Source organism: Tenacibaculum sp. nBUS_03, from assembly GCF_051201695.1.
GTDB lineage: Bacteria > Bacteroidota > Bacteroidia > Flavobacteriales > Flavobacteriaceae > Polaribacter.
In genome coordinates, this window is the sequence record NZ_CP179214.1 from 3,932,665 (window position 1) to 3,946,381 (window position 13,717).

Sequence of the window (13,717 nt, forward strand, 5' to 3'; positions counted from 1 at the left end):
TTATTGTTTTACCAATTCAATTTCAAATAATTTACCCCAATGTTTACCTGTAACATATATATGATTGTTTTCTGGGTTATACGCTATACCATTTAAAACATCATCTTCATCAACTAATCTTTGTGTTTTTTCCATTTCTTTTACTAAGCCTTTTAAATCTATTATGCCTTCTACAACACCGTTTTTAGGGTTAATGATAGCAATTAAAGGTTTTTGCCAATAGTTAGCATAAATTTTACCATTGATCAATTCAAGTTCATTTAACTTTTCTAGAGAAACTTTATTAGTGTAAGCTTGTATACTTCTTTTTTCTTGTTGGTTATTTGGATTTAAAAACCAAATTTTATTTGTTCCATCCGATTTAATTAGTTCTTCTTTACTATGAGTTAATCCCCATCCTTCATTACTATTACTGTAATTAAATTCTCCTAATTTTTTAAAAGTTTCTAAGTCATAAATAAAACCTTTTCGAGCTTGCCAAGTTAACCAGTATATTTTATTGTTAAAAATGGTCATTCCTTCTCCAAAATATTTTTTGTTGAGATCAATTTTTTGTAAAATTTTACCTGTTTGTAGTTCTACCTTCCTTAAAGAAGATTTTCCTCTTTTACCAGTGGTTTCATATAAAAAACCATTGTAAAACTCTAAGCCTTGTGTATAAGCATTTTTATCATGAGGAAAAGTATTTATGATTTTATACTTGTAAAGCTCAGGTTTTTTATTAGCTAAAATTTCAATAGAATTATTTAGTTTTTTTGATTTTTTTGGGTAAAAAACAACTGCTGTTACTGCATGTTTACCAACTCCAAAATCATTTGTATTAATCACAATACTAGTTTCCTTGTTGTTAATACGTTTATTATTAATGTATATATGAACGGAATCAATTGCATTACCTTTGATTTGTTCAAATTTAATAGCAGCGTTATCTCCAAGGTTAACCTTTTTACTAGTATTTAGTTTGAACTTATAACTAGTTTCACTACAGGATGTTATTATGGTTAAGGGGAGTGCAAGTAAAGTCAAATATTTATAGATACGCATATTTTGTAGTTTCATTTTCAATTTATGTATTAATACTACAAATTAAAACAATTTTTTGTTTGGAAATTAAAAAAAAGAATTAAATTTGCACCTTCAAATAGCCATTGCAGGTTTTTGAGATTACTGAATGCGTTTAAAATCTTACCAATTATAAACAAGTTCACTATAAAGATTAAAGTTTTTTAAAAGATGAAAAAAGGTATACACCCAGAAAATTATAGAATGGTAGCATTTAAAGATATGTCTAACGGAGATGTATTTTTAACTCGTTCAACAGCTAACTCTAAAGAGACCTTAGAAGTTGATGGAAAAGAGTATCCATTATTAAAATTAGAAATCTCTAGAACTTCTCATCCGTTCTATACAGGTAAATCTAAATTAGTAGATACTGCAGGACGTATTGATAAATTCAAAAATAAATATTCAAAATTTAAAAAATAATTTTGTTTATACTCAATATAAAAAAAGCTCTGATTACTATCAGAGCTTTTTTTATGGTAAAAATCTTGTATTTTAGCCTGTAAAATCCAGAAGAATGAGAAACACTATTTTGGCAGTTGTTTTTGTTGCGAATGTTTTATGTGGTGTATTGGTGTATTTTATTCCAGACTTAGGGAATTATATTTTATTAATTATAGCATCGGTTTTAACTTTATTAGCAATATATGATGCTTTTTTACAAAAAAAGCACTCATTAATGAGAGCATTTCCAATAGTAGCTAGATTGCGATGGGTTTTTGAAGAGGAGCGTGAAAAAATTCAGCAATATTTTATTGAGAACGACTTAAATGGTAGACCAATTAATAGAGAGAAAAGAAGTATTGTATACCAACGGTCGAAGAAGGAAATTGAAACAGTTCCTTTTGGTACCCAGCATGACGTATATGCAAAAGGCTATGAGTTTGTAAAACACTCTCTGTTTCCATATGATTACCGAAAAGTAAAAGGAGATAGAGTGTTAATAGGATCTGATAAATGTATTCAAAAGTATAATGCCTCGATTATAAATATTTCAGCAATGTCTTTTGGTTCTTTGAGTAAAAATGCGATTATGGCTTTAAATCAAGGAGCTAAAATGGGTGGGTTTGCTCATAATACAGGAGAAGGAGGAGTGTCTCCTTATCATCTACAGGGAGGCGATTTGATTTTTCAAGTTGGTACAGGATATTTTGGAGCTGGAACGACAGTTAATGGCAAACGTGTTTTTGACGACCAAGTTTTTAGGGAAAACGCATTAAGACCAAAAGTCAAAATGATTGAAATTAAGTTTTCGCAGGGTGCTAAGCCAGGACACGGAGGAATTTTACCAGCTAAGAAAAATACCGAAGAAATTTCAATAATCCGTTCTGTAGAGCCATTTACTAGAGTTGATTCACCTCCTAATCATGATGCTTTTTCTAATTTTGAAGAAATGATTTCTTTTATTCAGAAAGTTAGAGATTTGAGTGGAGGAAAGCCTGTTGGAATTAAGTTTTGTGTTGGTGATAATGATGAAATTGAAGAAATGATTAAGACCTTTGCAAAGGTTAATAACTACCCAGATTTTATTTCTGTTGATGGAGGAGAAGGAGGAACTGGTTCAGCACCTCTTGAGTTTTCTAATTATGTAGGTACACCTTTATTAGACGGTTTGGTTTTTGTGAATAAAACATTAAAAAAGTATAAGTTAAAAAAGCAAATTAAAATCATAGCAAGTGGAAAAGCTATTGATGCTTTTGATGTGGTTAAATATTTAGCTTTAGGAGCTGATGCAATAGGTATGGCTCGCAGTTTTATGTTGAGTTTAGGATGTATTCAAGCGCGAGAATGTAATTTGGATACTTGTCCTGTAGGTGTTGCAACACAAGATGAAGACTTGGTGGAGGCCTTAGTGGTTAAATACAAAAATGAAAGAGTTAAAAACTATCATAATAAAACAATTGATGCAGTTAAAGAAGTAGCTGCAGCTATGGGTAAAAATACCATTAGTGATATTACCGCAAGGCATGTTTTTAGAAGGAGTAGAGCTGGAGATATTATTTCTTTAGATGAAATTTACGAAAGATAGTTTTTTATTAAATAATAAATATAAAAATAAGATTTTTTGGAATCAATCCTTACTATAAACAGTCAAAAGTATCAATTAGAACGTTATCCAAAAACAGATGATAAAACGTTAAAAGCATGGAGTAGTGCTGAGTTACTGGTTTTAGAGTATGCTATAAATAAAGAAACAAAAAATATTCATTTATTTAATGATCGCTTTGGTTTTTGGAATTGTACTTTAAATACTAAAAAGGTAACTACTGTTTGGAGTTATGCGAGTCAGAAAAAGGCAATTAAGCATAATCAAATACTAAATAATTTAAAAACCGATATTGTCTACAAAACTCCTTTAGATAGTTTGGAAAAAGTAGAGTTAGCATTAATTAAGATTCCAAAATCTTTAGAGTTATTTGAGCTTTTTTTGCAACAAGTTCATAAATCATCTATTTCTTCTACTGAAGTTGTCTGTGGTTTTATGACTAAATACTTTTCATCATCTTTTTTAAAAATAGCCTCAAATTATTTTGAAGTATTAGATCAGTCTAAAGCATGGAAAAAAGCAAGATTATTAGTTTTAAAAAAACCAAAAAACAAGATTGAGTACAAGGATACTTTAAATAAGATATCTTATAAAGGAAAAGAGTTTTGTCAATATTATGGAGTGTTTTCTTCTGGGAAAATAGATATTGGAACACAGTTTTTTTTACAGCATATAATGGTATTGCCTAATGAGTTTAAGGTGTTAGATTTAGCTTGTGGTAATGGTGTGATTGCTTATGATTTACTTAACAAGTATCCAAAAACAGAAGTTACTTTAATAGATGATTTTAATTTAGCAATTGCTTCCTCTAAACTTAATTTAAAAAACACTAAGGCTACGTTTATTTGTGGAAATGATTTACATGATTTAGAAGAAAATTATTTTGATTTGGTAGTTTCTAATCCGCCCTTTCATTTTGAATATGAAAATAATATAGAGATTGCTTTAGAGTTGTTTAAAGGAGTAATTAGGGTTTTGAATAAAAATGGACGTTTTGTTTTAGTTGCTAATAAGCATTTGAATTATAAAACTCATTTAAGCATTTTGTTTAGTAAAGTTACTGTAGTAAAAGAGAATGTAAGATTTATAATTTATGAATGTGTTTGTTAAGGGTAATAATTCTAAATATTAATTGAGATAGACTAGGATCAAGAGCTACTTTTAATATTAGTTTTTTTTATCTCAATAAATAAACGTGTCTAAAACAGTTATATAATTAGTTGATTAGTGGTTTATATTGGGATTTATCTTTAAATAATATAAATGATATTGCTGAAGTGTATTGCTTAAAGTTTTTAAAATAGTCCTTTTGTGTTCACTTTGTACAATTTGAATCTGTAGATTCTGTAAATTAACATTTAAGTGTAAAGTATTATATTTTGATAGGACAAGTAAATAAGAAACCACCTAAAGTTTATTTTAGGTGGTTTTAAATATAATGTATATTATGTTCTTAGGCTTCAACCTCCATGTAGTCTTCTATTGGATTACATGAGCAGATTAAGTTTCTATCTCCATAAGCATCATCAACTCTTCGAACAGAGGGCCAAAATTTGTTTTCAGCAATATATTCTAAAGGGAAAGCCGCTTCTTTACGAGAGTATGGTAAATCCCATTCATCAGCGGTTAACATCTCCTGAGTATGAGGAGCGTTCTTTAAAACATTATTGGTGTTGTCTTTTACAGCTTCATTAATCTCTTTTCTTATAGAAATTAAAGCATCACAAAAACGGTCTAGTTCAATCACACTTTCACTTTCGGTTGGTTCAACCATAATAGTTCCAGCAACAGGGAATGATACAGTTGGAGCATGGAAACCATAATCCATTAATCGTTTTGCTATATCTACTACTTCAATACCATTTTGTTTAAAAGATCTACAATCTAAAATCATTTCATGGGCAGCACGTCCCATTTCACCAGTGTATAATGTGTCAAAATGACCATGCAATCTTTCTTTTATGTAGTTTGCATTTAAAATTGCAATTTTTGTTGAATTTGTTAGTCCATCAGCACCTAGCATTGTAATATATCCATAAGAGATTAAACAAGCCAAAGCAGAACCCCAAGGGGCTGCTGAAATTGCAGTAATAGCATTGTTTCCACCAGTACTAATAATTGGGTTAGTTGGTAAGAAAGGAACTAATTGAGGAGCTACACAAATTGGGCCAACTCCTGGTTCACCACCTCCATGAGGTATGGCAAAAGTTTTGTGTAAATTTAAATGACAAACATCAGCTCCAATGGTTGCAGGATTGGTTAAACCTACTTGAGCATTCATGTTAGCACCGTCCATATACACTTGTCCACCATTATCGTGTATAATTTGAGTGATTTCTTTGATGGCTTTTTCGTAAACTCCATGAGTAGATGGATATGTAACCATTAAGGCAGCTAAACTATCTTTGTATAATTCGGCTTTTGAGCGTAAATCTTCAACATCAATGTTTCCCCTTTCATCAGTTTTAGTTACAACGACCTTCATGCCCGCCATAATAGCAGATGCTGGATTAGTACCATGTGCAGATGCAGGAATTAAACAGATATTTCTGTGATCATCACCGTTTGATTTATGATAAGCTCTAATAACCATTAATCCAGCAAATTCTCCTTGAGCACCAGAGTTAGGTTGCAAAGAGGTACCTGCAAACCCAGTAATAACATTTAATTGTTGTTCTAAATTTAGAAGCATTTCTTGATATCCTTCTGCTTGATTTAAAGGAACAAAAGGATGGATGTTACCCCATTGTGGGTTACTTAAAGGTAACATTTCAGAAGCTGCATTTAACTTCATCGTACAAGAACCTAAAGAAATCATTGAATGATTCAATGCTAAATCTTTACGTTCTAGTTTTTTAATATAACGCATCATATCTGTTTCAGATTGATACGTGTTAAAAATTTCATTTTCTAAGAAAGTGGTATTTCTTTGTATGTTAGTAGGTATTACGTTAGTAGAAGTGAATTCAGTTATCGTAATATCTTGTACGTTGAAAGTTTGTTCGAAACAATCAATAATTGCGTTTATTTCATTCAAACCAACTGTTTCGTTTACAGAAATAGAAACGTGGTTCTCATCAATATAGTTAAAGTTTATTCCATTTGATTCAGCAACAGAACGCAATTTACTAGCTTCAACTTCAACTAAAAGGGTATCAAAATAAGCACTGTTTTTTTGTTTAAAACCTAATCTTTCTAATCCACTAGCTAATGTTGTAGTTGCGGCATGAACTTGATTAGCAATAAAGTTTAAGCCGTTTTTACCGTGATAAACGGCATACATTCCAGCCATTACAGCTAATAAAACCTGTGCAGTACAAATATTTGAAGTGGCTTTTTCTCGTTTAATATGTTGTTCACGAGTTTGTAAAGCCATGCGTAAAGCACGATTTTCATTTTTGTCTTTAGTAACGCCTATAATTCGCCCGGGGATATTTCGTTTGTATGCTTCTTTAGTAGCAAAGTAACCAGCATGAGGACCTCCATACCCTAAAGGGATACCAAACCTTTGCGTTGTACCAACAACTACGTCAGCTCCAAATTCTGCAGGTGCTTTTAATAAAACTAAAGATAAAATATCAGCAGCTACAGCAACTTTTATGTTGTTTTCATTTGCCTTGGTAACAAAATCAGTATAGTCATATACTTGTCCGTGTTTTCCAGGGTATTGAACAATAGCTCCGAAGAAGTCATCAGAAAAATCAAAGTTTTCATGATTATCAATGACTAACTCAATTCCTATAGGAATTGCTCGGGTTTGTAATACCGATAACGTTTGCGGTAAAATTTCTGAAGAAACAAAAAATTTGTTAGCACCAGCTTTTTTCTTAGCTCTTTCACGAACATCAAACAATAAAGCCATTGCTTCAGCGGCAGCAGTAGCTTCATCTAATAAAGAAGCATTAGCTAATTCCATTCCTGTTAAATCACAAACCATAGTTTGGTAATTTAATAAAGCTTCTAAACGACCTTGAGCAATTTCAGCTTGGTAAGGAGTGTAGGCTGTATACCATCCTGGATTTTCTAAAATATTACGTTGAATTACGCTAGGTACAATTGCTTCATGGTACCCTAAACCTATATAACTTTTAAAAACTTTATTTTTGGCAGCTAGTTCATTTATATGCCCTAGATATTCGTATTCACTCATTGCAGGAGCTAAATTTAGCTCTTTCTGTAATCGAATATCATCAGGGATAGTTTCATTAATAATTTGATCTAAAGAATCTACTCCGATGGTCTTTAGCATGTTTTCTTGATCCTTAACACGAGGACCAATGTGTCTTAATTGAAATGAATTTGTGTTCATTTGTGCTGTTTGTTTTAAGTGCCTCAAAAATAATTAAAATAGATGATTTATTAAGCATATTTTTATCGTAAACTATTATTTTATTATCTAAATATTAAATAATAAACATATGTGTTATTTTTGTTTAATGAATTACTTAATAAAAGTATTGAATTTTTATCTAAACTCAAGTGTTCATGTAGGGTTGTCTGTGTATGCTTTTATAAGGTTAACAGAGTTATATTTAGTTCTCCCTTATAATGAGCCGTTAGATTGTTTTGTGTTTTTTGGAACAATAACAGGTTATAATTTTGTTAAATATGCAGGTGTAGCAAAATTACATCATAGAAGTTTAACTAATAATCTAAAATATATTCAGGTTTTTTCTTTAGTGTGTTTTCTTTTGATGTGCTATTATTTAACTTTATTAAAAGTTAAAACACTGTTGTTTATATGTCCATTTGGCTTGTTAACTTTGCTTTATGCGGTACCTTTTTTTGGTAATCTTCAAACGAACTTACGTAATATTAGTTACCTGAAAATTGTTGTTGTAGCTTTGGTATGGGCAGGTGTTACCGTATTGTTGCCGATATATGATGTTGGAAATGAGTTTAGTATTGAGGTTGTTTTTATGATGTTACAACGTTTTTTATTTGTAATGGTTTTAATTTTACCTTTTGACATAAGAGATATGAAGTTTGATGCAATTTCTTTGCAAACTATACCAAGAAAAATCGGTGTAGAAAACACAAAAAGAGTTGGGTTTTTTATTTTAATGATATGTTTACTCCTAGAGTTTTTAATTGCGGAGGAAAATGTTTTTAGAAGAGTGTTCTTTCTTGTTTTTTTGTTCTCTTCTATACTGTTAATGAGAGCAAAAGAAGCACAATCAAAGTATTATAGTTCATTTTGGGTAGAAGCAATTCCTTTTATTTGGTGGGTTATGCTTTTGATTTTTTAAAAAACAGGTAGGAAAAGTTTCTTTTTCTAAGCAAAATAAGTAAAAAATGAAAATGTTATCATTTTTTGATACTTTTTTATCACATCCTTTGTAATTTGCGCTGACACAACACAACATATTAAATATTAAAAAAATGAACACAGTAAGTACTTTGAAAAGAAATTATATTTTTGATTTTGACAGTACGTTAACTAGAGTAGAAGCATTGGATGTTTTGGCAGAGATTACGTTAGTTAATAATCCAAAAAAACAAGAGATTATTGAGGGTATTGTTAATATTACAAATTTGGGTATTGACGGTGAGATTTCTTTTCCTGAGTCTTTGGAGAAACGAATACAGCTATTGAATGCTAAAAAGTCTGATTTACCAGTTTTAATAGAGGAGTTAAAGCAAAAGGTTTCTCTATCAATTGAGAGAAATAAAGAATTTTTTGAAAAGTTTTCTGATAATATTTATGTTATATCTGCTGGTTTTAAAGAGTTTATAGACCCAATTGTAGCAGCTTATAATATTCCTACTGAAAGGGTTTATGCAAATACTTTTGAGTTTGATGAGAATGATGTTATAATTGGTTTTGATAAAAAAAATGTACTTTCAACTCATAATGGTAAGATTCAGTGCTTGAGAGAACTAGGTCTTGAAGGAGAAGTTCAAGTTATAGGTGATGGTTATAGTGATTATGTAACGAGAGAAGCAGGAGTAGCAGATAAATTTTTCGCATATACCGAAAATGTATCTAGAGACAAAACAGTTGCTAATGCTGATCATATTATTCCTAATTTAGATGAATTTTTATACGTAAACGATTTGCCAAGAAATATATCATACCCAAAGAATAGAATTAAGATTTTATTATTAGAAAATGTTCATACTGATGCTTTTACAAAACTTTCTGCAGATGGTTTTTCTGTAGAAACTGTTTCTAGAAGTTTGTCAGAAGAAGAGTTAATAGAGAAGATAAGAGATGTACATGTACTAGGTATTCGTTCTAAAACTCAAGTAACTGAAAAGGTTATTAAAGCTGCTGAAAAATTAATGGTGGTATCTGCATTTTGTATTGGTACTAAACAAATAAATTTAGAAGCTTGTAAAGAAAGTGGAATTGTTGTGTTTAATGCACCTTACAGTAATACACGTTCAGTTGTAGAGCTTGCTATTGGTGAAATTATCATGTTAATGCGAAGTGTTTTTCAAAGAAGTACAGAGTTGCATAATGGAGAATGGAATAAAACAGCACAAGGTTCTAGAGAAGTTAGAGGTAAAAAGTTAGGTATTGTTGGTTATGGTAATATTGGTAAGCAGTTATCTATCTTAGCAGAAGCTCTAGGTATGGATGTTTATTATTATGATGTTGAAGATAAACTAGCGTTAGGGAATGCTACGAAAGTTAATACTTTAAAAGAGTTGTTAAATATATCAGATGTAGTTACTTTACATATTGATGATAATGCTGCTAATAAAAATTTCATTGGGGCAAACGAAATTTCTGAAATGAAAAATGGTGCACATTTAGTTAATTTATCTAGAGGTTTTGTTGTGGATATTGAAGCATTAGTTAAAGGCTTAAAATCTGGAAAGTTATCTGGTGCAGCTGTTGATGTTTATCCAGAAGAACCAAGGAAGAATGGTGATTTCTATACCGAGTTGAAAGGGTTAAGTAATGTTATTTTAACACCTCACGTTGGTGGAAGTACGGAAGAAGCACAAAAAGACATTGCGGATTTTGTGCCAAATAAAATTATGAGTTACATAAATTCAGGAAACACTGTTGATGCAGTGAACTTTCCAAATATTAGGTTGCCAAAGCACAAAAATGCACATCGTTTTTTACATATTCATGAAAATGTACCTGGTGTTATGGCTAAAGTAAACAAAGTACTTGCTAAATACGAATTGAATATTACAGGTCAGTACCTTTCTACAGATGAGAAAGTTGGATATGTGATTACTGATGTTGATAAAGAGTATAATCAAGAAGTGATAGGTAAACTTAGAAAAGTTGATGGTACAATTAAGTTTAGAGTATTGTACTAAAAAATAATGTTTTTATAAGAATGCCTTGAAGTTACTTCGAGGCATTTTTTATTGTAAAAAAATATGACCATCCAATAAAGAAAAGTTGAGCGGGTATTCTTATGAATAAATAATTGATTCCCTTTCCATTGAAGTTGCCAGTTTGTATATTTAAGTTTTCTAAACTAGCTTTAATATTACATGGTGTAATAACTACAAGAAAGATTATAAGGGTGTACCCAACGATTGTTTTGAGTTTTTTAAAAAGTAAACCGATAGCTAGGATTATTTCAAAAAAGCCAGTTAGTATTACAATTTCGTTTTTGTAAAAAATAAAACTAGGAATCATTTTACATATTCCATCAATAAAAATGAAATGTCCAATTGAGGTGTAGATTAGCATAATTGATAATGCTATTCTACCAGCTATATTGATGTGTAGTTTTTTTAAAAATAGTTTTTGAATTGTTAAGGTAATACTGAAAGATGAAATTAATATAAGTAAGGGTATCATTGTTCTGATTTTTTTTCAAAAATGGAAAAATGATTGCATTGAAGCAATGAACTTCGGTTAAGAAATTCGTTTTCTAATTCTACTCAATGCTTGCGGTGTTATGCCAATGTAGGAAGCAATATATTTTAATGGGATTTGTTTAATTAATTCAGGTCTTTCTTTAAAAAGATTTAAATATCTTTTTTCTGGAGTATCTTTTAGTAAAGAGAGTTCACGTTTTGATTTAATTAGAAACAATTTTTCTGCATTTTTCCGTCCAATTTCATTTCCAATTTTAGTGTTCTGATAAATTTTATTTAAATCATTAAAAGTTAATCTCCATAATGTAGTTTGTGTTAATGTTTCAATGCAGTAGTCTGAAGGTGATTGTGTTAAGTAGGAGTCGTAACCGCTAATAAAGCTGTTTTTAAAAACAAAACCAAAAGTTATGTCATTATCAATTTTAGGTATGTACAGTCTTAAAACTCCATTTTCAACAAAGGATAAGTAATTTTCAGTCTGGCCCTTTGAAAGGATAACCTCTTTTTTATTGAGCTTAATTTTTTTAAGTTTAGAAGAGAAATATTTCCAGTCAGCGTCTGAGATGTTGGATAATTCGTTTAAAGACTTTCTTATTTGATTCATGATTTATTTTATAAAGTATCAAAACTACTTAATGCTGTTTCAATAATATGGCCTCCTTTTTTTAATGTATGTATATAGCTATTGATGTTTTCAACCTTAAACCTGCTTAAAGGACCAGAAGCGCTAATGCTAGCTATTACTTTTTTATTTTTGTTTCTTATTGGAATAGCAATACATATTAGGCCAGATTCTAGCTCTTCCATATCTAAGGCGTATTCTTGTTCTTGTATTTTTTTTAACTCTTTTTTTAATAAAGAAATAGAAGAAATAGTATTTTTATTGTAAGAAGTTAATTCAATATTTTCTAAAATATTTTCTTTAGTTGAGGAGGAAGAAAATGCTAATAATAATTTACCTGAGGCTGTAGCGTGAATAGGTTCATACGAGCCAATAGATGTGTTAATTTTTAGACCGTGTAAGCTGTCTGCTTTGTCTATATGGAATACTTTATTTTCTTTAAGAATACTAAATAAAACAGTTTCTTGTATTTCAAGAGCTACTTTTTTTATAGGCTTATTGGTAAGTTTAGTGATTGCTTTATATATGGAAACTCGATTACCTAATTCAAAAATTTTACTACCTAAGCTATATTTTTCATCACTGTTCTGATGAACAATGTTTAGTGAAGTTAATGTGTGTAATAAACGATAGGTTGTGCTTTTGTTATAACCAGTTTTTATAGCTAACTCTCTAACTCCCCATGATGTTTTTTCTTCTGTAAAAGCATCTAAAAGATTAAAGGCTTTTATAATTGACTGATTTAATTTGTTGTCGTTAATTTCATTCATTCAAATAAAATAATTTTGATGCTTATTTGCTAAAGTAATAAAAAATATATAAATTTATAAAACACCGTTTTAAATAGTGAAACGCTTATCGTTTTTATTTTCTGTAAATAAAACATTTAAACGCTCTTTTTTATTAGGTGTATTAATTAAGAAGTATGTATAAAACAACATTAGAGTACGCATTAGAAGAAGATAAAAAAGATAAACTTTCTTATTTACGAAGAGAGTTCCATATTCCAAAAGATAAAGATGGGAATGATTGGTTATATTTTACAGGGAATTCTTTAGGACTACAGCCAAAACAAACACAAAAATATATTGAACAAGAGTTAAGTGATTGGGCTAATTATGGAGTTGAAGGTCATTTTGAAGGTAATACTCCATGGTTACCCTATCATGAATTTTTAACTGAAAATATGGCAAAGATAGTTGGCGCAAAACCATTAGAAGTTGTTGTAATGAATACGTTAACAACGAATTTACATTTATTAATGGTTTCTTTTTATCAGCCTTCAAAAACAAAGTATAAAATAGTTATTGAAAGTGATGCATTTCCGTCTGATAGGTATGCGGTTCAGTCGCAATTAAAATTTCATGGGTTTGATGTTGAAGAAGGATTAATAGAATGGAAGCCAAGGGAAGGAGAAGAGCTTTTAAATATAAAAGATTTAGAAAGTATTGTCTCTGAACAAGGTGATGAAATTGCATTATTATTAATAGGAGGCGTAAACTATTATACAGGTCAATATTTAAATTTAAAGAAAATAGCAGAAATAGGTCATGCTAAAAATTGTTTTGTTGGTATCGATTTAGCTCATGGAGCAGGTAATATTTCTCCAGAATTACACAATTCAGGTGTAGATTTTGCGGCTTGGTGTACGTACAAGTATTTAAATTCAGGGCCTGGAAGTTTAGGAGGTTTGTTTGTTCATGAGAAACATGCAGATAATAAAGAGTTACCACGATTTTCAGGTTGGTGGAATCATAACAAAGAAACACGTTTTAATATGCGTCAACCTTTTGATGTAATGGCTGGTGCTGAAGGATGGCAGTTGTCAAACCCTCCTATACTATCAATGGCAGCAATCAAGGCTTCTTTAGATATGTTTAATGAAGTAGGAATGCAGGCCTTGCGCGAAAAGTCGGAAAAACTAACAGGTTATTTTGAGTTTTTAATAAATGAAATAAACTCGGATGATATTAAGATAATCACTCCTTCAAATCCGAAAGAAAGAGGTTGTCAGTTATCGATTCAGGTAAAAAATGCAGATAAAAATTTGCATAAAAAGTTAACAGAAAATAATATTATTACTGACTGGAGAGAGCCAGATGTTATTCGTTGCGCACCTGTGCCTATGTACAACAGTTTTGAAGATGTTTATAAAATGGTTTCAATCTTAAAAGGGTTGTTATGATTTT

General features: G+C 30.3%; 11 protein-coding genes. 6 read left to right on the forward strand and 5 right to left on the reverse strand.

From position 1 onward, the window contains the following. Complete coding sequence (locus ACMFBB_RS18010) at positions 1–1,059, reverse strand: glutaminyl-peptide cyclotransferase (protein WP_435262119.1); 1,059 nt, start codon at positions 1,057–1,059, stop codon at positions 1–3. A gap of 174 nt (positions 1,060–1,233) precedes the next feature. On the opposite strand from ACMFBB_RS18010, the gene ACMFBB_RS18015 reads away from it, so the two are divergent. From ACMFBB_RS18015 to ACMFBB_RS18025, 3 genes are all read left to right on the forward strand, one after another. Further along, the gene (locus ACMFBB_RS18015) at positions 1,234–1,485 is read left to right on the forward strand and encodes a type B 50S ribosomal protein L31 (protein WP_435262120.1); all 252 of its coding nucleotides are present in this window, start codon (positions 1,234–1,236) and stop codon (positions 1,483–1,485) included. A 94-nt stretch (positions 1,486–1,579) separates the two neighbouring features. Beyond that, entirely contained in the window at positions 1,580–3,091 is a 1,512-nt protein-coding gene (locus ACMFBB_RS18020; protein ID WP_435262121.1) for an FMN-binding glutamate synthase family protein, read from the forward strand. A 36-nt stretch (positions 3,092–3,127) separates the two neighbouring features. Next, the gene (locus ACMFBB_RS18025) at positions 3,128–4,219 is read left to right on the forward strand and encodes a class I SAM-dependent methyltransferase (protein WP_435262122.1); all 1,092 of its coding nucleotides are present in this window, start codon (positions 3,128–3,130) and stop codon (positions 4,217–4,219) included. A 343-nt stretch (positions 4,220–4,562) separates the two neighbouring features. Here the strand turns inward: ACMFBB_RS18025 and gcvP are convergent, their stop codons facing one another. Further along, entirely contained in the window at positions 4,563–7,418 is a 2,856-nt protein-coding gene (gene gcvP, locus ACMFBB_RS18030; protein WP_435262123.1) for an aminomethyl-transferring glycine dehydrogenase, read from the reverse strand. A 127-nt stretch (positions 7,419–7,545) separates the two neighbouring features. Here gcvP and ACMFBB_RS18035 point away from each other — a divergent pair, with 127 nt between their 5' ends. After that, on the forward strand, positions 7,546–8,358 hold the full coding sequence (locus ACMFBB_RS18035) for a hypothetical protein (RefSeq protein ID WP_435262124.1): 813 nt from the start codon (positions 7,546–7,548) through the stop codon (positions 8,356–8,358). Positions 8,359–8,491: 133 nt separating this feature from the next. After that, on the forward strand, positions 8,492–10,393 hold the full coding sequence (gene serA, locus ACMFBB_RS18040; RefSeq protein ID WP_435262125.1) for a phosphoglycerate dehydrogenase: 1,902 nt from the start codon (positions 8,492–8,494) through the stop codon (positions 10,391–10,393). 31 nt (positions 10,394–10,424) lie between these two features. Here serA and ACMFBB_RS18045 read toward each other — a convergent pair whose 3' ends face one another. Genes ACMFBB_RS18045 through ACMFBB_RS18055 form a run of 3 tightly spaced genes read right to left on the reverse strand, consistent with a single transcriptional unit; the run spans position 10,425 to position 12,298 of the window. Next, a complete protein-coding gene (locus tag ACMFBB_RS18045) occupies positions 10,425–10,886 on the reverse strand; it encodes a DoxX family protein (RefSeq protein ID WP_435262126.1) in 462 nt (153 codons plus the stop codon). A 57-nt stretch (positions 10,887–10,943) separates the two neighbouring features. After that, entirely contained in the window at positions 10,944–11,510 is a 567-nt protein-coding gene (locus ACMFBB_RS18050) for a Crp/Fnr family transcriptional regulator (protein WP_435262127.1), read from the reverse strand. An 8-nt stretch (positions 11,511–11,518) separates the two neighbouring features. Further along, the gene (locus tag ACMFBB_RS18055) at positions 11,519–12,298 is read right to left on the reverse strand and encodes an IclR family transcriptional regulator (protein ID WP_435262128.1); all 780 of its coding nucleotides are present in this window, start codon (positions 12,296–12,298) and stop codon (positions 11,519–11,521) included. Positions 12,299–12,453: 155 nt separating this feature from the next. Between ACMFBB_RS18055 and kynU the strand changes: the two genes are divergently transcribed. Next, on the forward strand, positions 12,454–13,713 hold the full coding sequence (kynU, locus tag ACMFBB_RS18060) for a kynureninase (RefSeq protein ID WP_435262129.1): 1,260 nt from the start codon (positions 12,454–12,456) through the stop codon (positions 13,711–13,713). The last annotated feature ends 4 nt before the right edge of the window (positions 13,714–13,717 follow it).

What these genes read in the sequence shown, in the direction of transcription:
- ACMFBB_RS18045 (WP_435262126.1), bottom strand. Translation starts at nt 10,886, where the DNA reads ATGATACCCTTACTTATATTAATTTCATCTTTCAGTATTACCTTAACA.
- ACMFBB_RS18055 (WP_435262128.1), bottom strand. Translation starts at nt 12,298, where the DNA reads ATGAATGAAATTAACGACAACAAATTAAATCAGTCAATTATAAAAGCC.
- ACMFBB_RS18035 (WP_435262124.1), top strand. Translation starts at nt 7,546, where the DNA reads ATGAATTACTTAATAAAAGTATTGAATTTTTATCTAAACTCAAGTGTT.
- ACMFBB_RS18015 (WP_435262120.1), top strand. Translation starts at nt 1,234, where the DNA reads ATGAAAAAAGGTATACACCCAGAAAATTATAGAATGGTAGCATTTAAA.
- ACMFBB_RS18050 (WP_435262127.1), bottom strand. Translation starts at nt 11,510, where the DNA reads ATGAATCAAATAAGAAAGTCTTTAAACGAATTATCCAACATCTCAGAC.
- ACMFBB_RS18010 (WP_435262119.1), bottom strand. Translation starts at nt 1,059, where the DNA reads ATGAAACTACAAAATATGCGTATCTATAAATATTTGACTTTACTTGCA.
- serA (WP_435262125.1), top strand. Translation starts at nt 8,492, where the DNA reads ATGAACACAGTAAGTACTTTGAAAAGAAATTATATTTTTGATTTTGAC.
- kynU (WP_435262129.1), top strand. Translation starts at nt 12,454, where the DNA reads ATGTATAAAACAACATTAGAGTACGCATTAGAAGAAGATAAAAAAGAT.
- ACMFBB_RS18020 (WP_435262121.1), top strand. Translation starts at nt 1,580, where the DNA reads ATGAGAAACACTATTTTGGCAGTTGTTTTTGTTGCGAATGTTTTATGT.
- gcvP (WP_435262123.1), bottom strand. Translation starts at nt 7,418, where the DNA reads ATGAACACAAATTCATTTCAATTAAGACACATTGGTCCTCGTGTTAAG.